The 20,320-nt window shown below is 50.5% G+C and carries 22 protein-coding genes and 2 riboswitches; of the genes, 15 read left to right on the top strand and 7 right to left on the bottom strand.

Translation table 11 applies throughout. The features are described from left to right. The first annotated feature begins 31 nt into the window (after nucleotides 1–31). Entirely contained in the window at nucleotides 32–988 is a 957-nt protein-coding gene (locus tag BBI15_RS02250) for a siderophore ABC transporter substrate-binding protein (RefSeq protein ID WP_068871872.1), read from the top strand. A 55-nt stretch (nucleotides 989–1,043) separates the two neighbouring features. Beyond that, the gene (locus BBI15_RS02255; protein ID WP_068871874.1) at nucleotides 1,044–1,241 is read left to right on the top strand and encodes a hypothetical protein; all 198 of its coding nucleotides are present in this window, start codon (nucleotides 1,044–1,046) and stop codon (nucleotides 1,239–1,241) included. 81 nt (nucleotides 1,242–1,322) lie between these two features. On the opposite strand, the gene BBI15_RS02260 is transcribed toward BBI15_RS02255, so the two are convergent. After that, the gene (locus tag BBI15_RS02260; RefSeq protein WP_068871875.1) at nucleotides 1,323–2,066 is read right to left on the bottom strand and encodes an alpha/beta hydrolase; all 744 of its coding nucleotides are present in this window, start codon (nucleotides 2,064–2,066) and stop codon (nucleotides 1,323–1,325) included. Nucleotides 2,067–2,187: 121 nt separating this feature from the next. Between BBI15_RS02260 and BBI15_RS02265 the strand changes: the two genes are divergently transcribed. The 9 genes from BBI15_RS02265 (at nucleotide 2,188) to BBI15_RS02310 (ending at nucleotide 10,431) form a co-directional block, all read left to right on the top strand. Beyond that, complete coding sequence (locus BBI15_RS02265; protein ID WP_084632714.1) at nucleotides 2,188–2,586, top strand: PaaI family thioesterase; 399 nt, start codon at nucleotides 2,188–2,190, stop codon at nucleotides 2,584–2,586. A gap of 145 nt (nucleotides 2,587–2,731) precedes the next feature. Beyond that, nucleotides 2,732–3,211: a MarR family winged helix-turn-helix transcriptional regulator gene (locus BBI15_RS02270; protein ID WP_068871877.1), complete on the top strand. Its 480-nt coding sequence runs from the start codon at nucleotides 2,732–2,734 to the stop codon at nucleotides 3,209–3,211. Next, complete coding sequence (locus BBI15_RS02275; protein ID WP_068871879.1) at nucleotides 3,208–4,191, top strand: ring-cleaving dioxygenase; 984 nt, start codon at nucleotides 3,208–3,210, stop codon at nucleotides 4,189–4,191. Before BBI15_RS02270 ends, BBI15_RS02275 begins: the two co-directional genes overlap by 4 nt. Before the next feature lie 149 nt (nucleotides 4,192–4,340). Next, on the top strand, nucleotides 4,341–4,643 hold the full coding sequence (locus BBI15_RS02280) for a TIGR04104 family putative zinc finger protein (protein WP_084632715.1): 303 nt from the start codon (nucleotides 4,341–4,343) through the stop codon (nucleotides 4,641–4,643). 113 nt (nucleotides 4,644–4,756) lie between these two features. Then, nucleotides 4,757–4,887, top strand: a riboswitch (FMN riboswitch). A 110-nt stretch (nucleotides 4,888–4,997) separates the two neighbouring features. After that, nucleotides 4,998–5,128, top strand: a riboswitch (FMN riboswitch). A gap of 401 nt (nucleotides 5,129–5,529) precedes the next feature. Further along, on the top strand, nucleotides 5,530–6,165 hold the full coding sequence (ribE, locus tag BBI15_RS02285; protein WP_068871884.1) for a riboflavin synthase: 636 nt from the start codon (nucleotides 5,530–5,532) through the stop codon (nucleotides 6,163–6,165). 12 nt (nucleotides 6,166–6,177) lie between these two features. After that, on the top strand, nucleotides 6,178–7,368 hold the full coding sequence (locus BBI15_RS02290; protein ID WP_068871886.1) for a bifunctional 3,4-dihydroxy-2-butanone-4-phosphate synthase/GTP cyclohydrolase II: 1,191 nt from the start codon (nucleotides 6,178–6,180) through the stop codon (nucleotides 7,366–7,368). A gap of 12 nt (nucleotides 7,369–7,380) precedes the next feature. Further along, the gene (gene ribH / locus BBI15_RS02295; RefSeq protein WP_068871888.1) at nucleotides 7,381–7,848 is read left to right on the top strand and encodes a 6,7-dimethyl-8-ribityllumazine synthase; all 468 of its coding nucleotides are present in this window, start codon (nucleotides 7,381–7,383) and stop codon (nucleotides 7,846–7,848) included. 562 nt (nucleotides 7,849–8,410) lie between these two features. After that, on the top strand, nucleotides 8,411–8,689 hold the full coding sequence (locus BBI15_RS02305) for a DUF4212 domain-containing protein (RefSeq protein WP_068871892.1): 279 nt from the start codon (nucleotides 8,411–8,413) through the stop codon (nucleotides 8,687–8,689). 62 nt (nucleotides 8,690–8,751) lie between these two features. Continuing rightward, entirely contained in the window at nucleotides 8,752–10,431 is a 1,680-nt protein-coding gene (locus tag BBI15_RS02310; RefSeq protein ID WP_068871894.1) for a sodium:solute symporter family protein, read from the top strand. 62 nt (nucleotides 10,432–10,493) lie between these two features. Here the strand turns inward: BBI15_RS02310 and BBI15_RS02315 are convergent, their stop codons facing one another. Both BBI15_RS02315 and BBI15_RS02320 read right to left on the bottom strand, forming a co-directional pair. Beyond that, on the bottom strand, nucleotides 10,494–11,540 hold the full coding sequence (locus BBI15_RS02315; protein WP_068871895.1) for a bifunctional glycosyltransferase family 2/GtrA family protein: 1,047 nt from the start codon (nucleotides 11,538–11,540) through the stop codon (nucleotides 10,494–10,496). A gap of 159 nt (nucleotides 11,541–11,699) precedes the next feature. After that, nucleotides 11,700–12,257, bottom strand: a complete 558-nt coding sequence (locus tag BBI15_RS02320) for a M15 family metallopeptidase (RefSeq protein ID WP_068871897.1) — start codon at nucleotides 12,255–12,257, stop codon at nucleotides 11,700–11,702. A 103-nt stretch (nucleotides 12,258–12,360) separates the two neighbouring features. Here BBI15_RS02320 and BBI15_RS02325 point away from each other — a divergent pair, with 103 nt between their 5' ends. Next, a complete protein-coding gene (locus BBI15_RS02325; RefSeq protein ID WP_068871899.1) occupies nucleotides 12,361–13,092 on the top strand; it encodes an NADPH-dependent oxidoreductase in 732 nt (243 codons plus the stop codon). Nucleotides 13,093–13,139: 47 nt separating this feature from the next. Next, nucleotides 13,140–13,754: an NAD(P)-dependent oxidoreductase gene (locus tag BBI15_RS02330; RefSeq protein ID WP_068871900.1), complete on the top strand. Its 615-nt coding sequence runs from the start codon at nucleotides 13,140–13,142 to the stop codon at nucleotides 13,752–13,754. A 49-nt stretch (nucleotides 13,755–13,803) separates the two neighbouring features. On the opposite strand, the gene BBI15_RS02335 is transcribed toward BBI15_RS02330, so the two are convergent. Both BBI15_RS02335 and BBI15_RS02340 read right to left on the bottom strand, forming a co-directional pair. Beyond that, entirely contained in the window at nucleotides 13,804–14,745 is a 942-nt protein-coding gene (locus BBI15_RS02335) for an ABC transporter permease (RefSeq protein WP_068871901.1), read from the bottom strand. Beyond that, complete coding sequence (locus BBI15_RS02340) at nucleotides 14,723–15,646, bottom strand: ABC transporter ATP-binding protein (protein ID WP_068871902.1); 924 nt, start codon at nucleotides 15,644–15,646, stop codon at nucleotides 14,723–14,725. The genes BBI15_RS02335 and BBI15_RS02340 overlap by 23 nt, the downstream gene beginning before the upstream one ends. A gap of 146 nt (nucleotides 15,647–15,792) precedes the next feature. Between BBI15_RS02340 and BBI15_RS02345 the strand changes: the two genes are divergently transcribed. Further along, on the top strand, nucleotides 15,793–16,212 hold the full coding sequence (locus BBI15_RS02345; RefSeq protein ID WP_068871903.1) for a hypothetical protein: 420 nt from the start codon (nucleotides 15,793–15,795) through the stop codon (nucleotides 16,210–16,212). An 841-nt stretch (nucleotides 16,213–17,053) separates the two neighbouring features. On the opposite strand, the gene BBI15_RS02350 is transcribed toward BBI15_RS02345, so the two are convergent. Together BBI15_RS02350 and BBI15_RS02355 are read right to left on the bottom strand one after the other, a co-directional pair. Then, on the bottom strand, nucleotides 17,054–17,308 hold the full coding sequence (locus BBI15_RS02350; protein WP_068871904.1) for a hypothetical protein: 255 nt from the start codon (nucleotides 17,306–17,308) through the stop codon (nucleotides 17,054–17,056). Continuing rightward, on the bottom strand, nucleotides 17,305–18,462 hold the full coding sequence (locus BBI15_RS02355) for a class I SAM-dependent methyltransferase (RefSeq protein ID WP_068871906.1): 1,158 nt from the start codon (nucleotides 18,460–18,462) through the stop codon (nucleotides 17,305–17,307). Before BBI15_RS02355 ends, BBI15_RS02350 begins: the two co-directional genes overlap by 4 nt. 149 nt (nucleotides 18,463–18,611) lie before the next feature. Here BBI15_RS02355 and BBI15_RS02360 point away from each other — a divergent pair, with 149 nt between their 5' ends. Further along, on the top strand, nucleotides 18,612–20,252 hold the full coding sequence (locus BBI15_RS02360; RefSeq protein ID WP_068871908.1) for an AMP-binding protein: 1,641 nt from the start codon (nucleotides 18,612–18,614) through the stop codon (nucleotides 20,250–20,252). Nucleotides 20,253–20,320 lie beyond the last annotated feature (68 nt).

Below are 20,320 nucleotides of genomic sequence, written 5' to 3' on the forward strand. Positions count from 1 at the left end.
CAACAAATTCAAAAGTAGAGGAGACGGAAAAATGAAGAAATGGATAACGGCAATTTTAGTGTTGATGATGTTTGCGGTTCTTGCAGCATGCGGTGCAGAGGAAGAGGCGACAGATAGCCAAACGGCAGATGCGCAAACGACGGAGGCGGAAACGATGACCGTGACGCACGAACTCGGCGAGACGGAAGTGCCGAAAAACCCGGAAAAAGTCGTGGTGTTCGATTTTGGGATCTTGGATACACTGGATCAATTGGGCGTAGAGTCTGTTGCAGGCGTGGCACAAGGGAATATTCCTACATACTTGGAACAATATGAAGATACGGAGAAATATGAAAACATCGGCACATTGAAAGAAGCGGATTTTGAAGCGATCCACGCCATGGACCCGGACTTGATCATCATTTCCGGCCGCCAAGCGGAAATGTATAACGAGTTCAGCGATATTGCACCGACAATCCACTTAGGCGTGGACACAACGGATTACATGAATTCGTTCACGACAAATATGGAAACGGTCGGGGAGATTTTCGGCAAACAAGCGGAAGTTGAAGAAGAGCTTGCAGCCATCAACGAGCAAATCGAAGGCATCAAAGAGAAAACAGCAAGTTCCGATGAAAAAGGCTTGATCGTCCTGGCCAATGAAGGAAAAGTCAGCGCATACGGAGCCGCTTCGCGCTTCGGCATCATCCACGATGTGTTCGGCGTGAAACAGGCGGACGAAGGTATTGAAGCTTCGACTCACGGCCAAAGCATCACGTATGAATACATCCTTGATACGAACCCGGACATAATGTTCGTCGTCGACCGCAATGCAGCAGTAGGCAATGATGCAAGCGCGAAAGATTCGTTGGAAAACGAATTGGTCCAGAAAACGAACGCTTACCAAAATGATAAGATCATTTACTTGGATCCGGACTATTGGTACTTGTCTGGCGGCGGGCTGCAGTCTGTCAGCGAAATGGTCAATGCCATCGAATCGGCACTTTAATGACGAAACCCCCGGCTCAGCCGGGGGTTTTTCTCAATTAAAGGGAGGAACCAGCATGGAGGAAACCGATTCTTATATCAATAAAGTGTTTATTGAGCGGGCTGATGTACTGGAAGGGGTGCTCGCCGTCATCGGCGAAAAAGGCATGCAGCCGATCTTAATATCGCCAGCGTCCAGGAAACGGCTGCCGATGACGGAAGCGGAACGCGCGTTGGAAATCGATGGCTTGCTCGTCTCAAAAGTGAAAAAATGACAAATTGGCAAAAGGACAAAAGGACAAAAGGACGGAAGGCGCGAGAGCCTTCCGTCCTTTGCTATATAACTAGAGCAGCGTTTATTCGTGTTTGCGGAAAAAGGCAAGCGTGCCCTCGATGATCCGTTGTTGGTCATGGTCGAGCGTCGCCACGTGATAGCTGTCCGGCATTTCAATGAGGTCTTTTTCCACAGACGAAATATGATCGAAAATGAATTTTGAATTGGCCGGCGGAACGACATGGTCTTCCGGCGAGACGAACAGCAAGGCCGGGCAATGGATGGCCGAAAGGTTTTTGCGGACCAGCTCCATGAAAGATAGGATCTCCTTTACGGAAGCGACCGGTGTCTTCTCATAGGCAAGCTCGGTGATGCCGGGCTTTTTGATATCGGATCCGATGGCGTCCAAAAAGCGCACATCCTGCAATTCTTTGACGCCTTCCATGTCCGGGACTTCGACGGCGGCATTGATCAAGGAAATCGCGCGGATCTCCGGATGGTTTTCTGCCATATAAAGCGCGAGTGTGCCGCCCATCGATAAGCCGGCGACAAATATCTTGTCGCAGCGCTCCGACAGCCAAGCGTAAGCTTCCTCGACAGAAGCGATCCAATCCTGATACGTGCTCATCTCCATATCTTCATAATGTGTGCCATGCCCTTTAAGACGCGGGGCATAGACGCTATAGCCTTCGTTCGCGAAAGCCTCGGCAAGCGGGCGCATGCTCTGTGTAGTGCCGGTAAATCCATGCGAGATAAGGATTCCCGTTTTTTCGCCTTCTGAAATGTACGGTTCTGCGCCGGGAAGCACATCGAAATCATTTGCCATCCAAAAACCTCCTTTTGGTAGTCCTTAAGTATTCGTTGCTTTTCATGAAAATCCTGCAGGCTCATTTCCCTCAAAAAGGAATGCTATAATAACGGAAGAATAATCAACTGGGGGAGATCGCGTGCAAAAAGTACAGGAATATACGCAATTGATCGAGCAGTTCGAGGACGGCCCTTATTTCCAGCTGCTCGGTTTTGAAATCGATGGGGTGGAGTACGGCAAGGCATCCATGCGCTTGAAGAAAAAAACCGAAAATGACAATATGCAAAATATGCTGCACGGCGGTGCCATCATGTCGGGGATCGATATTGTCATGGGCCTTGCTTCGCGCTCACTTGGGAGCGATGCGGTTTCAACGATTCAAATGGAAGTCCGCTTCATCAAAAGCTTGGCGGAGGGAACGGCCATTTTCCGCGCCGAACTGCTGCATCAGACAAACAGTACGGCGATCCTGACAGGGCGGGTCATCAGCGACCGGGATGAATTATTGGCTTATAGCACGGGCACGTTCAAATTATAAATTTCAACAGCTCCTTTTCGCATATAGCGAAAAGGAGTTTTTAATTGGCTGCAATTGGAATCCGTTCTCTTGACCCATCATCTGCTGCTTGTTATAATTACTTTTAATTAAAGATATTTTAATTCGAAATAAAGAGGTGAGATGAATGGAGTTCTCCAACCAGAACCTGAAAGCTGTGACGGTTTTGATTCGCGCCGCAGATGCTGTGCATGATGCCATCAAACGCGACGTGGCGGGATACGGGTTGAATGCGACGGAATTCTCGGTGCTCGAATTGCTCTATCACCAAGGCCGGCAGCCGATACAGGCGATTGGCAAGCGGGTGTTGATTGCGAGCAGCAGCATTACCTATGTTGTCGATAAGCTGGAGCAAAAAGGCTATGTCGAACGGGAGGCGTGCAAAGAAGACCGGCGTGTGACGTATGCGCTTTTGACGGACAGTGGCCAGGAATTGATGAAGCGGATTTTCCCCGAGCATGAACAGCAGATGGACAAAGTGTTTGCCCGGCTTGAACAACAGGAAGTAATGGAATTGATTGAGAAGTTGAAGAAAGTCGGTTACGAAGCGCAAGACAGCAATAAAGCAGAAGATAAAATACTTAAGGACAAGGAGCGGTATGCATGAATGAATTGAAAGGGATCCACCACGTAACGGCGATCACGAGCAGCGCCGAAAAAAACTATGAATTTTTCACGTATGTATTGGGCATGAGGCTGGTCAAGAAGACGGTGAACCAAGACGATATCCAAACCTATCACTTGTTTTTCGCAGACGATAAAGGTTCAGCCGGGACGGATATGACGTTCTTCGATTTCCCGGGCATCCCGAAAGGAACACACGGCACGAATGAAATTTACAAAACGGCTTTCCGCGTGCCATCGGACGAAGCGCTCAGCTACTGGGAAAAACGCTTTGATAAATATGAAGTGCAGCATGATGCGATTACCGAACAATTCGGCGTCAAGACTTTGTCGTTCGCGGATTTCGATGACCAGCAGTATATGCTTGTATCGGATGAGAACAATAAAGGCGTCCAAGCCGGCACGCCATGGCAGGATGGGCCGGTCCCGCTTGAATTTGCCATCACCGGGCTTGGCCCTATCCACATCCGTATCGGCCAATTCGATTACTTGAAAGAAGTCCTCGAAAAAGCGATGCATATGCGCGAGATCGCCGATGAAGGGTCGCTTCACCTATTCGAGATGGGCGAAGGCGGCAACGGGGCGCAAGTGATCGTCGAGCACAATAGTGATTTGCCGTCCGGCCAACAAGGATTCGGCACAGTGCATCATGCTGCATTCCGTGTGGCGGATCGCGATGCATTGAATGAGTGGATCGGCCATATGCAGGAAATCGGATTCTCGACTTCGGGCTATGTCGACCGCTTCTTCTTCGAATCGCTATATGCACGGGTGGCACCTGGCCTATTGTTCGAATGGGCGACGGATGGCCCGGGCTTCATGGGCGACGAGCCGTATGAAACCTTGGGCGAGAAACTTTCCTTGCCCCCATTTTTGGAACCGAAGCGTGAACAGATCGAAAGCATGGTGCGGCCGATCGATACAGTTCGCAGCACGAAGAAAATCGAAAAAGAATACCTATAGGAAACAGTGAGGCATTGCTCGCAACTGGGCAGTGCTTTTTTGCTGTCCATGACAGGAAGAACCCAAAGAATATGAAATAATGGGACGATTTTGGGAACTTATTTCCATTGAGTGCGTAAGTATAGGTAACATAAGGAAAGGGGAGAAGGATGATGCCGAAATGCGAAAATTGCGGTGTGTTGTGGACGTGGGCGCAGACCGTATGCAGGCTATGCACACTCGGGGAGGGGATGAAGTGCCCCTCATGCCGCGAGGAACAATTCGTCACGATGGAATCCAGGAAAAAAACCAGTTTATTTGTCTTCGCAGCCCCTCTTCTCATGTTCATCTCGGTCGCTTTCGGCATCAATCCGTTTGCTTCCCTCGCCTTATTCCTGGCATCCTTTCTCATCATTTTAGGCATTTATCCGTTCGTGATCGAATTGACGGATGAACGCGGGCCGATGTGGTGAATGATGAAAATCCGGTTTTTGTCCGCCGGATCAGGCTAGCTGCGGCAAAGAATTGAAGATTCTATTCTGGACAGCTGCTTAAGCTTGCGCTAAACTTACAGGTAATCATCTATAGCGTTCTTCGGGGTCGGGTGAAATTCCCAATCGACGGTAACGGAGCAATCCGAAGCCCGTGAGCCTTTCGGGGCAGGATTTGGTGCAAGTCCAAAGCCGACAGTTAAAGTCTGGATGGGAGAAGAACAGTCAAGCAGCCTGAAAGCAATCGCTTAGGTTTCTTTGATATGCATTTTTCAAGGCCCCTTTCTTTTTTTGGAAGGGGCCTTTTTTGCATACTGTGGATGAATCAATTGAATCGTATTCCTTCGGGGTCGGGTGAAATTCCCAATCGACGGTAACGGAGCAATCCGAAGCCCGTGAGCCTTTCGGGGCAGGATTTGGTGCAAGTCCAAAGCCGACAGTTAAAGTCTGGATGGGAGAAGGAAGAACACGGAAATTATAGAGCAATCTATAGTTCTATTTCCTATTGTCTTCTAACCCATCGGCTAATCGATGGGTTTTATTTTGTTCTGAAAAATGTAATCGAGTGGACAGCCAGCAAATGACAAAGCGAGTGCTAGAGTTGGCGAGAAGCTGCCAGGGAAACTTCCCGGAGCAACCGGCGTGCGCTGTCGTGGAGCGCTTCTGCGCATCCCGGGAAGGCCAGGCCATCCAAGTACCTGATGCCCCTGCTTGGATTATCGCTGGTTCGCAACAGCTTGCGGAACCTTCCGGCATTCGGCAGCTTACACACTGGTTTCGCTATGCAAGGCATGTGCTTGAAAGCGCGATATGTGGAACAGGCCAGGGCAGATGTCCAAGCCGTTTCCGCGTTAAAGGAGGGACACGAATGTTTACAGGGATTATCGAAGAAACCGGAGAGCTCGCAGGCATTAAGCGTGGGGCGTCCAGCATGGAACTGGCGATACGCGCAAAGGTCGTCCTTGAAGAAACGAAAATCGGCGACAGCATTTCCGTGGAAGGCGTATGCCTGACGGTCACTTCATTAGCGAGCGACCGTTTCACGGTGGATGTCATGCCGGAAACATTTCGCGGCACGACCCTTTCTTCTTTAGGCCCAGCGAGTCCCGTGAATCTCGAGCGGGCGATGGCAGCGAATGGCCGCTTCGGCGGGCATCTCGTCGCTGGCCATATCGATGGGGTCGGCAAGATCCTGCGCAAGCGTCCCCAGGAAAATGCGCTATATATCGATATAGCAGCCCCTCCTGAATTGCTTGCGCAGTCGATCGTCAAAGGATCCGTCGCGATCGACGGCATCAGCTTGACGATCTTTGAACTCAGCGAAAACCATTTGACCGTTTCACTCATCCCGCATACGGCCGGAGAAACGACTTTAGGCGGTAAAAAGATGGGTGATTCGGTCAATCTCGAAACCGATATGTTCGGTAAGTATGTACAGCGTTTCATGGAGCATGCGCCAAAACAACCGATGAACGCCGATTACTTGCGGCGCAACGGATTTTAAAGGAGCAAACCGATGCTAAACACAATCGAAGAAGCAGTAAAGGATTTGCAGGCAGGAAAAGTCATTATTCTGGTAGACGATGAATCAAGGGAAAACGAAGGCGACTTTGTGTGCCTTGCAGAACATGCAACGCCTGAAAATATCAATTTCATGGCCACGCATGGCAGGGGGCTCATCTGCACGCCGGTCTCGCCGGATATCGCCTTGCGCCTGAAACTCGACCAAATGGTCAGCCACAATACCGATCATCACGAAACGGCATTTACCGTCAGCATCGACCATAAAGATGCCAAGACCGGCATCAGCGCTTTTGAACGGTCGGACACCATTTTGCAGATGCTTAATACGAAAGCCGTACCGCAGGATTTCAAAAGGCCTGGTCATGTCTTCCCGCTGGTCGCAAAATCAGGGGGCGTCTTCCAACGCCAAGGCCATACGGAGGCGTCAGTTGATTTGGCGCGTCTCAGCGGAAGCGAACCCGCAGCGGTCATTTGTGAAATCATGAATCCGGACGGCTCGATGTCGCGCATGCCCGAATTGGAGAAGCTGGCGGATGATTTCGATTTGAAACTCATTACGATCGAAGATCTGTATGCATATCGGGCGGAGAAAGACCCGCTGATCAATCGCGAGTCGAGCGTCCACATGCCGACTGATTTCGGCGAGTTCCGCATGGTCGGCTATTCCAACCGGCTCGACACGGAAGAGCATGTCGCCATCGTCAAAGGCGACCCCGCAGCGGAAGAAGCGCCGATTGTGCGTATCCACTCGGAATGCTTGACCGGCGATATCTTCCACTCGCGCCGCTGTGATTGCGGGGCGCAGCTTACGAAATCGCTCGAATTGATCGAACAGGCAGGTGCGGGCATCGTCCTTTATATGAGGCAGGAAGGGCGCGGCATCGGCTTATTGAACAAGCTGAAAGCCTATGAGCTGCAGGAACAGGGCTTGGATACCGTCGAAGCCAATGAGCAGCTGGGCTTCCCGGCGGAAATGCGCGATTATACATTATGCGCATTGATGCTGAAAGATTTGGGCGTGTCGCGCGTCAGGCTGCTGACGAACAACCCAGCCAAGACAGACGCGCTGATCGAATACGGCATTGAAGTGGAAGAACGGCTTGCGCTCGTCATCCCGCCGACGGAAGACAATACACAATACATGAAAACGAAAAAACAGCGGATGCATCACCTAATCGACTAAGGAGTGGTTAAAATGGAAACAGTTTACGAAGCGAATTTAATCGGATCGGATTTAAAAATCGGGATCGTCACAGGCAGGTTCAATGACTTCATCACATCGCGCCTATTGGACGGCGCAGTGGATGGTCTGGTGCGCCATGGCGTAAATAAGGAAAACATCGACACTGCTTGGGTGCCGGGGGCATTCGAATTGCCGCTGGTCGCGAAGAAAATGGCAGAAACGAAAAAATACGACGCGGTCATTGCGCTCGGCACTGTCATCCGCGGCTCCACGACCCATTATGATTATGTCTGCAACGAAGCGGCAAAAGGCATCGCGCAAGCCGGCATGTCGACGGGCGTCCCGGTCATCTTCGGCGTGCTGACGACGGAAACGATCGAACAAGCCATTGAACGCGCTGGCACAAAAGCTGGAAACAAAGGCTTCGAAGCGGCGGTCTCCGCTGTGGAAATGGGCAATTTGATGAAGGCATTCGACTGATCGAATAAAGCTGGAATACGATTTCGTGAAAAGCTGAATACATGAGCCTGCATTCTTTCCTGAGTGCAGGCTCATTTTTTCGCAATATTTCCCTTGCTGTAACGACATGCTGATGGAATTTAAGCGAGGAATGATTCGGGTGCAATCAATCTTTTATTTTAATCTTATGGCAATAATGCATTGACAATTAACAGAAGTTTTAGAATAATGAAAAAAGAAAACACCTATTATCCTTTAAATGGAAACGGAGGGGGAAAGCCGAATCATACACTGTTTATGCCTTACGTAGGCAAAATTGTTAGCGTTTTCAAAAAAGGAGTGAGTCGATGATCTGGGTTCTTATCTTGAGCCTTATTACCATCGTGTCCGTCGTGGCAGGTTTGAGAAAGCGGAAGGCTGTTTATTTCCTCCTTCCATTTGCATCGGTTTTTGCATTTATGCTCGTCAAAATCATTATGGTACCGCTGCCTTTCCTGGATACTGTCCGTTTCATTTTCCAGTTGAGGGGGTGAGCTTCGCAATAGAAAACCTCGGCTTATAAACCGATAAAGGGGTGGGTATTTTGAGGAAGATCGATAAAAAACAAGCGGATGCGTATTTCCGGACCCGGACCACGTTGGTCACCATCTATTTATTGATCGGCTTTTCGGCATCTTTCGGCGTTGTCATGTTCGCGGAGGAATTGTCGGGATTCAGCGTCAATGGCATGCCTTTCCATTATTTCATGGGGGCGCAAGGGGCGGTATTGACCTTCATCATCCTGCTATTCATTAACGCCATCATCAATGACCGGATCGACAAGAAATTTGGCTTGGACCAGGACCAGCGGGATAAGGAATAGCGCAAGCTTCCAGGCTGGCAATAGCGATGGCAAAAAAGAGTAATTGACAAGGGGGAGAAGCAGTGGATTCACAATTTCTCGTATCACTTGTATTGATCCTGGCAACGTTCGGTTTGTATATCGGCATTGCGGTCTACAATATGGCTAGGCAAACATCGGACTTTTATGTAGCCGGGCGCAATGTTCCAGCGGTATTCAACGGGATGGCCATCGGTGCCGACTGGATGAGCGCCGCGTCGTTCATCGGGATGGCCGGGACGGTCATGCTGCTCGGATATGATGGCCTTGCCTATATCATGGGCTGGACAGGCGGTTATTTATTGCTGACCTTCCTATTGGCGCCACAGCTGCGGAAATCGGGGCGCTACACGGTGCCGGAATTTATCGGCGACCGCTATAGCAGCAGCACCGCACGTTTGATTGCGGCAGTTGCGACCATCATCATCAGTTTTACATATTCCATCGGCCAATTGTCGGGCTCTGGGGTCGTCATCGGGCGCCTCTTGGAAGTGCCGACAGCTGTCGGGACGATCATCGGGGTCGTCTTGATCGCGTTCTATTCTGCGCTTGGGGGAATGAAGGGAATCACGTGGACGCAGGTGGCGCAATACCTGGTCTTGATCATCGCATACCTCATCCCTGTCATTTTCATGTCACTCCAATTGACGAGCAATCCGCTTCCATGGCTGTCATACGGGCAGATTGTAGGCGAACTCCAGCAGCTTGACCAGCAGCTCGGCGTTTCGGAATACGTCGTGCCGTTTACGGAAGCGACTAAATGGCAATTCCTTGCACTTATGTTTACGTTAATGGCCGGGACAGCCGGATTGCCTCACGTTATCGTGCGTTTCTATACGGTATCTACCATGAAAGCGGCGCGTTGGAGCGGGGCTTGGGCATTGCTGTTCATCGGATTGCTATATTTGTCAGCGCCAGCGTATGCGGCGTTCTCCCGTTTTATTCTCATGACCCAAGTGGCCGGCTCTTCGATTGCCGATTTACCGGCTTGGACAACGTCTTGGGTCAACACGGGATCCTTATCGGTGGCCGATACAAACGGCGACGGCATCCTGCAATGGGAAGAAATCGTCATCAGTAACGATATCGTGGTCATGGCGACCCCGGAAATCGCCAATCTGGGTGTCTTCGTCATCGGGCTGATGGCTGCAGGAGCCATGGCTGCAGCACTTTCGACAGCGGGCGGGCTGATGATTGCCATTTCAGCGGCTTTGTCACAGGATATCTATTATCGTTCGATTAACCCGAAAGCGACAGAAAACCAGCGGCTTCTCGTTGGCCGTGCGTCGATCATCATCGCGACAGTCGCAGCCGGAATTGTGGCATTGGATCCTCCAGGCGCAATTACGCAAATCGTGGCGTGGGCCTTTGCCCTCGCATCCGGGACCTTCTTCCCTGCGCTGATTCTCGGCGTATGGTGGAGACGTGCGAACGGGCCGGGTGTCATTGCCGGGATGCTGGTCGGATTGACGGTGACCTTGACGTATATTTTCGCCGCTAAATTCGGCGGGTTCACGATTCTTGGCATCATCGATACAGGCGCCGGCGTATTCGGTGCCACGGCTGCGATCCTGACGATCATCATCGTTTCATTGGCGACGAAGCCGCCGTCCAAAGAAACGCAGGAAGAAGTTCTGGACTTGCGCTATCCGGAAGGCATGACGTATAAAGACGGTGAAGTATGGCGCACCGATCCAGTCAAGGCGAAACGCCCGGAACATTAAGAAAAGAGCGGAAGCTAAGGCTTCCGCTCTTTTTTGTATTCGTCGAATATATGTGACAGGATTTATTCTTTGCGGAAAACCCAGGCGCGTTGTGCGACAAAGCCGAAGATGAACAACACCGTATCAACCATCACTTTCAAGATGACTTCCCCGCGGCCAAGCCATTCCGCGTACAGGAATTGGACCGAGGCAGCCGATGCGCCCATGATGAAGGCCGCCAAAATATAATAGCGCAGCAAGGACTTTTTGGAGCCTTGCTTAAAGACTTTGTTGCGGTTGACGTAATAATTGAAAAGTGAAGACAGGATGCGTGCCGCGATCGTTGCGATGATGATGAACGCTTCCGGTGATTCATCGCGCAATAGCTGGATGAATACCCAGAACAAGGCGATATCGAGCCCGAAAGAGGCAGCGCCTGATAACCCGTAGAACAGAAAGATTTTGTAGATATGGTAGGAGTCGCGCAGCGGATGGAAATGGGACGATTTATTATCGTCCAAATAAACGGTTTCAATCGTCAATTCCGTTACCGGGATGTAGTTTTTCTTCAAAGCCGCGAGCATATTCATTTCGTATTCAAAACGTTCGCCGAGCACGTCAAGAAGCCTTGGCAAAAATTTCACCGGGATGCCGCGCAGGCCGGTCTGTGTATCGGTCAGGTCCGCGCCGGTGGATAGACGGAACAATAGGCGCGTGAACCGGTTGCCGAAGCGGCTGCGGAAGGGGATGCCGGGTTTGCTGAAATCCCGCGCACCGAGAACGACGTGGTTCGGTGAAGCTTCCATTTCATCGGCCATCTTGACCATATCCGACACCAGATGCTGGCCGTCCGCATCGGCTGTAATGATGGCCTCGATCGGCAGTTGATGATTGAGGATGTAATGGAAGGCGGTTTTCAGTGCCCGCCCTTTTCCTTGGTTGACCGCGTGGTGCAACAGCGTTACTTGGGGCAGCTTTTCCAGCTCGCCGAACAAGCCTTCAAACGCGGGGCCGCTGCCGTCATTCACGACGATGACCCGCGAAAAGCCAGCTGATAGCGCTTCTTCAATTATACGTTTACATGGCTCATCCGGTTTATAAGCCGGAATGACGATGGCGAATTGTTCCACAGGCAACCTCTTTCCATTTCTGGCATCCAGAAATAAAATACTGGCATAAGTTTCTATCTTTATATAATGATACTACCCGAATTCCGGTTCTTTAGTCTTGTTCTCTTGGATTTCCTTCGCGACTTTCGGCAAGAAACGATTCCAGCTCTTGCGTAGAGCCTAGTCGGCAACTACATCTTCAGGGCGGTAGCCATCTTGCAGCTGGCGAATCGATAAGCCGAAATCCATTTGAAGATGGGGGTAGTCCTTGAAGCGTGCCCAATCGCCGCCCCATTCAAAGCCAAGCTCTTTGGCGAGGTCCGCTACTTCAAACCAGTCGGGACGGCCATTCCCGTTGCCATCGCGCTCGATGTCCCAAACGACTGACCCATCCGAAAGGCGCAGCGCAAAATCGATGGCCAGTCCGTAATTATGATAGGATTCGCCACCTTCAGCGTAGGTGACGACGTTGCCGCCCCGGGTGCGCCCTTGGGCATGGATGTCATTTTGCTCTTCGACGGAGCGGAAGCCATCGGTGATGAGGATCTCGATGCCGATCTCTTCGGCTTGCGCGATCAGCTGGTCGCGTTTGGATTCAACGATCGGGTGCAGGCCGGTCGGCAGCGGCCGCCCAGCGCGCTCGTTGCGCTCTTCGATTTCCCGTTCGATCCAAATGAACAAAAAGGCGCCCAGGATAAAAAGGAACAACAATGAAAAGGCGGTGCGGAAAGTTTTCAAGTAGTTTCACCTCGTGTATTGATTGTAGCAAAAAACCTTAAGCAAGTATCCGGTAGGAGTTTTTGGTACGATAGGGGAAAGAGAATTTTTGGAGGGATACATAATGGTTATCGAATTAATGAAATCACATGCATCGGTCCGCGATTATAAAGACCGGCAATTGACACGCGCAGAAGTCCATGAATTGGTCGAAGCGGCACAGCATGCTGCAACTTCCCACTTCGTACAAGCGTATTCAATCGTTTGGGTGACAGATGAAGACAAGCGCAAACGCCTCGGCGAGCTGTCCAAGAACCCGAAACAGATGGAAGGGGCAGGAGCCGTGTTCTTGATGTGCGCCGACTATAACCGCTTAGGCCATGCCGCGAAACTGCAAGGCGAAGACATTGTCTTCGACCAGGCCGAGAACTTGCTGGTCGCGGTCACGGATGTCGGATTGCTCGCACAGAACTTGGCGCTTGCCGCTGAATCCAAAGGCTATGGCATCTGCTATATCGGCGGAGTGCGCAATAATATGGAAGAGATCAGCAAACTTGCCGGTTTGCCTGAAGGTGTTTTCCCGGTTTACGGCTTGACCATCGGTGTGCCGAATGAAGCCAATGAAGTGAAGCCGCGCCTTCCTGTAGAAGCGGTGCTTCATGAAAATGAATATGACGAAGCGAAATATGCAGAGATTTTGCCGGCATACGATGAGACGATCATGCATTATTATTCGGCACGCTCGAATAACCAAAAAACCGCCAAATGGAGCGAACAAATGGCGACATTCCTGAAAAAGCCACACCGCCCCGACCTGAAGGAAGTATTGGCTAAACGTGGTTATCTATTCAAATAAAAGATGTATGTACGGCTTGCTGTAATTATCGAGGAGGGTGATAAACGATGAAAATCGCGTTATTTGGAGCCACGGGAAGAGTCGGCAGATACGTCTTGAAAATGGCGCTTCGCGACGGCCATGAAGTGAAAGCGCTTGTCCGGAGAGCGGACCTTGAATCCCATCCGAATCTTGATCTGATTGTCGGGAATGTGCGCAACGCAGAGGATATCCGACGGACGCTCGAAGGGGCGGATGCCGTCATCAGCGCAATCGGTACCGACCGCACAACCACCTTGTCGGATGCGACCCCGTTGATCGTGAAAGCGATGGAAGAAGAAGGCATACGGCGCATCATCACCATCGGGACCGCCGGTATTCTGAACAGCCGCTTGAGCCCAGGGCTGCTGCGCTATCAAGGCGGTGATTCGAAGCGCCAATTGACCTTTGCCGCGGAAGAACATGAAAAAGCCTATAAATCTTTGGAACAGAGTGATCTGGACTGGACCATCGTGTGCCCGACCTATTTGCCTGACGGCGAACCGAAAGGCTATTTCCGCTTTGAAGAAAATTACTTGCCGGAAGACGGAAAAGAAATCACGGCCGGCGATACGGCATTATTTGCTTACGAGCAATTGGATTCGGATGATTTCCTGAAAAGCCGGGTCGGCATTGCCTATTGAATGACAAAACCCCTTGAACTTTGAAGAGTTCAAGGGGTTTTTGCATCCATTAAGCAGTCACGTCACGTTTTGAGAAGGTCCAATAACTGATCAGCATGAAGATCAGGAAATAGACAGTCAAGACGATAAGCGACATGGCCATCGTGATGTCCGGGATTGGCATGAAGCCCGTATAGAATTGCGTCAAATCGGTGTGCGTGAACAAATAGTATTTGACGATTTCAAAGCGCTGCAACAAGAAGACAAGTTGCACGCCGACGAACATGAGGAAAATCGACACCCCGATCGCAAGCGAACTCGAGCGGAAAACGGTCCCGAGCATGAATGCAAAGGTCCCGATCATCCAGGTGCTCGCCAAGCTGAGAGCGGATAGTTTCAATGCTTCAGCCCAGTAAGAGCCTTCCACAACTTCCGATCCGTTCCATACCAGGAATGCGCCGTCTCCGACTCCGAAGAAAATCCAGCTGAACAAGGCGATCGATGCGAAAGTGAGAACGGCAAATAACAAGGCAAATAACATCGTAGTGATGTATTTGGATGTAAGTATTTTCCACCTTTTGACAGGCCGTGTCAATAACATCTTGATCGTCCCTTGGGAAAACTCGGAAGCGACGATTCCAGCGCCGACGATGACCGTGAACAGCGTCACGAGTGACAGCATCATATGGCCGTCGAGCACTTGTTGCTGCAAGGATTCGACTTTGAACGGTTCGGCGTCATTGGCCAACCGGTATTCGGCGATCGCGGCCTGGCCTTCGTAATAGTCTTGTTGGGCAGGGCCGATGTCCGGATTTTGCAGTTGATCTTGGGCTGACATTAAGTTCATTTCTTCCATTTCCTGCCACCCCATCTCCGGTGCAGGGGAAGTGGATTCGATCCATTTGGTGATGCCGGCATTTGCCAATAAGATGACGATCAGCAGGATCGCCATGATCCATGTTGCTTTTTTACTCCATAATTTCATCCATTCATTTTGTATGAGCTTGAGCAATTTCGCCGCCTCCAGTCATTTCAAGGAATTGATCTTCTAAGGTCGTGCGATGCGGCTGGACAGCGTACAAATCTACGCCCGCAGCAGTGAGCAGCTTGATGGCGCCCGGGATGTGCTCCGGTTCTGTATCGATTAAATAGCCGTTTTCATGAGGGTGTACCGTAAAGCCGATCTCTTCGAGCACTTGTTTCGCCTGGTCAGCAGGCTTGGCTTCTATGTAATAGCGGGATTGTTGGTGTTCGTTAACATTTTTGATGTCGATCAACTCGCCGTTCTGGATGATGGCGATGCGGTCGCACAATAATTCGATCTCCGATAATAGATGGCTGGAGACGAAAATAGCAACATCGTTCTCGCGTGCCACTTTGCGCAAATACATGCGGAATTCGCGGATGCCGGCAGGGTCCAAGCCATTTGTCGGCTCATCCAAAATCAAGAATTCCGGATTGTTGAGCAGTGCCTGTGCAAGGCCAAGGCGCTGGCGCATGCCGAGTGAATACGAACCAACTTTTTCTTTAATGCGGTTTTGCATCCCTACTTGCTGAATCACTTCGTCGATGCGGGCTTTTGTCACGCCTTTATGCATGCGCGCGAAGTGCACCAGGTTTTTATAGCCGGACATAAATTTGTACATCTCCGGATTTTCCACAATGACGCCGACTTTTTCGATGCTTCCCTCAAAATCGGTGCGGATCGATTTGCCGCCGATCAGGATATCGCCTTGCGTGGGCTTCATCAACCCGACCATCATGCGGATTGTTGTCGTTTTCCCCGCCCCGTTAGGCCCAAGAAACCCGGTAATTTCCCCTTTATGGAGATCCAAGTTCAAGTTTTTGATGATCTGCTTTTTGCCGATCGTCTTTGAGAGCTTGCGAATCTCAACAATTTTTTCATTGCTCATATGAGCCACCTCTTTCCGTTTTGCTTCCTTCAGTACTAACGATTCATTTCCCAGAAAGTTTCAGTTTTCTGGAAATCGGACAGGCTTAACTATCCCCTCAAAGGGAATAAACCAACTAACAACGAATATATGGAGGGTTTAGCCTTATGAATGAATTGCAGGACAAAGAACAAGTGCTCATGGCGTATTATGTCCAGTATTATAAAGGCGCGTCTTTGGACGACATCCAAGAGCTCAACCGCCGCTTGTCAGAAGGCATCGGGGAAGAAAAGTATAAAGAGGCGATGGACGAATTGAAAGAACAAGGCTTGATCCATGGCCTGGAGACGGTCGAGGAAAGAAATCAAGACGGCGTCGATTCCCCGATGGCGACAAATGAAGGCATGCTCTATATCAATGACGTCCTCAATCTCCAGTCGGATGCGGTGGAAGACCACCAGCTCGATTATTTGGCGAAGCATCTGGAGACCAGCCATCTGGAACTGACGCTCGAGCCGGTGAAGAGCTATATTGAGTCAGTCGTCAAAGAACAGGCGGATGAAAAGCCGAACGACAACACACCTTGAATAGCGGGAAGCCGCTTCTTGAAAAAGAAGCGGCTTTTTGTGTGGAAAATAGTTGGCAATAATAACTGCGCGATGGGACAAGATTCGGGTCAGTAGAGCGGAAAGTTTCCGTTTTTCGACTGCGTTGCAGGGGGCTGCTTGGGGCTCGCAGGATGCGAGTCATGCAGCTGATGCGACAGGACGTCGCGCTTTCAGCTGCCCGGGGATGGGGCGGGTGCCCGTCCAAGGTGCCGAATTCTCTGTGTTTGAGCATCGCTTGATACGCGTTGCTTCCACATCTGCTCAACCCTCACTATGTTCGGGCATCGCAAAAAAATATTTGCTGCGCAGATTCGTCGCAAATGAATGGACTCGGCTTCCCCTCGCCATCCATTCACCCCTTCCACTCCGTCTCTAGCTTTAAAGTAGAAGGGAATTTCTTCTGTTCACTCGATAGAAAATGTAAAAATGCTTCATGTTTTGTAGCTCATATCATTAGGATCAAAGAAAGCGTGATTTTCAGTCCTCATCTTCCAACAAGATATTCAATTCAAATACGCATTGGTCAGATGCAGCATCTCAGGAAGCGATTTCCCCACTAGCCGGCAATTGCATATTGAAGCAGATCTGATTAAACAGACCCGAATCAACGAGATCTCCAAGCCGCCGAGCGTAAAGGGGTGAGCCGACACAGTAAGACAAGTGTTCTTCTTGGCTTACAGTGAGAGGCCAACCCAAAGCCCGGCGGCGACTGTCAACATGAAGCACAAATCAACCCCAGCAACAATTCCACAAGCAAACTTATTCTCAACAAAAAAAGAAACCAATGCCGAACATTGATTCCTTCCGCAAATACCTGAAGTTAAAGCCCCAGCACGAAGAATGCCAGGAAGATCGTGACGATGACCAAGGTGTTGGTGATCAGCGATGTCCGTTTGCTGACGGGTTCGTCAAGCGCCGGGAAGCGTTCGACGAGGCGGATCCCCCCGTAAATCAGCACCATCAATAATGCCAACGTCAAGACGAGCGGCATATCGTAGATGCGGACATCGATAAAGCGGATGAAAATGACCGAGAAGGCAAGAATCATGCCATTGACTAAATTTTTTCGTTTCATAAGAGCTCCTTCAATTCGTTTTCAAGAAACGGCGTGGCGTTCAACAGTTGTGTGAATTCCCGGTAGCGCTCCAATTGGCCCGGTGCGGGTTTTTTATTCGTTCGGTAAGCGCGGATCAGGATGTTTTTCGGTGTATGCTCCATGTCGATGAACTCCATCAATTGAGTTTCATAGCCGACCAGGGATAATAGTTCCGCACGGATCGAATCGGTCGCAAGTGCGCTGAACCGTTCCTTGACCAAGCCATGCTGGAGCATGACATCGAGTGGAGAGGACTGGATCTGGCTATTGAGTTCGTGCTGGCAGCACGGCACGCTCAAGATGACGCCGGCGTTCCATTTGACGGCGCGGGCAAGCGCCATATCGGTCGCGACATCGCATGCATGAAGCGTGACGACCATATCGACCGCGGTATCTTTATCGTAATCGTTGATGTCGCCGACAAGGAATTCAAGCTGCTGATAGTCGAGGTCGCGTGCAATGTTTTGGCATTCCTCGATGACGCTCTTTTTTAAATCGAGCCCTGTGACGCGCAGGTCAAGCCCTTTTTCGATGCGCAAATAATGATACAGCGCGAAGGTTAGGTAAGACTTGCCGGAGCCGAAATCGAGTATGCGGATCGGCCGGCCTTTCGGCAAATGCTCGAGTGCGTCGTCGATGAATTCGATGAAGCGGTTGATCTGGCGGAATTTATCGTATTTCTGTTTTTTGACTTTGCCGTCCGGCGATTGGACGCCGAGCCGGACGAGAAATGGGTAAGGGATGCCGTCCTGCAGCAAATAGTCTTTCTTGCGGTTATGCGATAAATCCGCAGCGGGGCGAATCTCGGCTTCGGATTTATAGCTGACTTTGGATTTCTTGCTCAATTGGACCTGGACTTTTTCATCGGTGAACTGGAACAAGCCTTGGCGAAACTCAGTGAACAACCGCTCGAGTTCAGTAATGGCTTGGTCGATGGGCAAATTCTGGTGCTTCAATATCTGTTCATATTGATATTCGAACTGGATGCGGTAGCCTTCTCTCAGTTCGACCGGTTTTAGTTTGATGCGTTTCAAGTCATTCGATTTCTGGCGAGGCTGGCTGATGGTGGCATTGACAAGCGTATGGTTATACAGTTTTTCTGCAAGCTGTGCGTGCATAATTTCGAGTTCCATGGAAAATCCCTTCCGTCTTCATGATAGACCCATTTTAGCATGGCTTTGGATGCGCGGCGACTCCGTGGGTGTGAAATGGCGCTTTCCTTTTATTTGGAATTTTGCGATAATAATGTAGTGAAAACGTTTTCAACAAGGGGGATAAGGAAATGGCAATTCTCGATCAGACAGTAGGGGAAATCGTCCGGGAGCAAGCAAGGCAGTATCCGGAGACGGAAGCATATGTCTATCCGGAAAGAAGCATCCGTAAAACGTATGCGGAATTTGACCGCGAGACCGATGCGCTGGCGAAAGCGTTCATGGGGCTGGGGGTCGAAAAAGGCGAGCACATCGCCATCTGGTCCGACAATAAACGCGAATGGCTGCTCAGCCAATACGCCACGGGCAAGATGGGCGGCGTGCTGGTCACCGTCAACACCAGCTATCAGGCGAATGAGCTGGAGTATTTATTGAAGCAATCGGATTCCACGACTTTAATTCTTGGGGAGGAATTCAAAGGAACGGATTATATTGAAGTATTGAATCAAGTGTGTCCGGAGCTGGCCGAATCAGAAAAGGGGAAACTTGATTCACCCAAGCTGCCACATCTGAAACGCGTCATTGTCATGAGTGAAAACAGCTATCCGGGCATCTATACATGGAGTGAATTCGAGGATTTTGCGAAGGGAATTTCGGATGAACAGCTCGAACAGCGATTCCATTCGATGGCGCCCGACGATGTCATCAATATCCAATACACATCCGGGACGACGGGTTTCCCGAAAGGGGTCATGCTGACGCATCGCAACGTCGTCAATAACGGGCGCCTCGTCGGTGATATGATGAATTTGGATGAAACCGACCGCCTGTGCATCCCGGTGCCGTTTTTCCATTGCTTTGGCTGCGTGCTCGGGACTTTGGCGGCGGTAACGCATGGGACGACGATGGTCATCGCGGAACAATTCGAGCCGAAGCGTGTGCTGCAGATGGTACAGGACGAGAAATGCACGGCGCTTCACGGCGTGCCGACGATGTTCATCGCGGAACTCAACCATCCCGAATTCGAATCATTCGATACGTCGACTTTGCGAACCGGCATCATGGCTGGTTCGACATGCCCGATCGAAGTGATGAAGAAAGTCATCAGCGATATGGGCGCGAGTGAAATCACCATCGCTTACGGCCAGACGGAATCATCGCCGGTCATCACCCAGACCGGAAAAGACGACGCCATCGAGAAGCGCGTCGCCACCGTTGGCAAGCCGCATGACGATGTGGAAGTGAAGATCATCGACCCGATAAGCGGCGAAGAAGTCGTTAAAGGCATACCGGGCGAATTGTGCACGAGAGGCTATTTGATCATGAAAGGCTATTACAAAAATGAAGAAGCGACAAAAGAAGCGATCGATCCCGAAGGTTGGCTGCATACCGGCGACATCGCGGTAGAAGATGAAGATGGTTATATCTCGATCACGGGGCGCATCAAGGACATGGTCATCCGCGGTGGGGAAAATATCTATCCGCGCGAAATCGAAGAATTCCTCTATCAGCATCCATCCGTCCAGGACGTCCAGGTCGTTGGCGTACCGGATCCGAAATATGGGGAAGAATTGATGGCGTGGGTCATCCTGAAAGACGGCGAGACGCTCGATGCGGAAGAATTACGCGCGTATTGCAAAGGGAAGATCGCCCATCATAAGATCCCGCGTTATATTGAATTCATCGACGAATACCCGATGACCGCTTCCGGGAAAATCCAGAAGTTCAAGTTGCGGGAGATGTCGGAAGAAATCGCTGAAAAAGTGAATTAAACAGACAATGGCCAGATGAAAGAGTTCTTTCATCTGGCTTTTTGCCGTCTATGGATCCACCTTATTCT

The organism is Planococcus plakortidis (assembly GCF_001687605.2).
GTDB classification, from domain to species: domain Bacteria; phylum Bacillota; class Bacilli; order Bacillales_A; family Planococcaceae; genus Planococcus; species Planococcus plakortidis.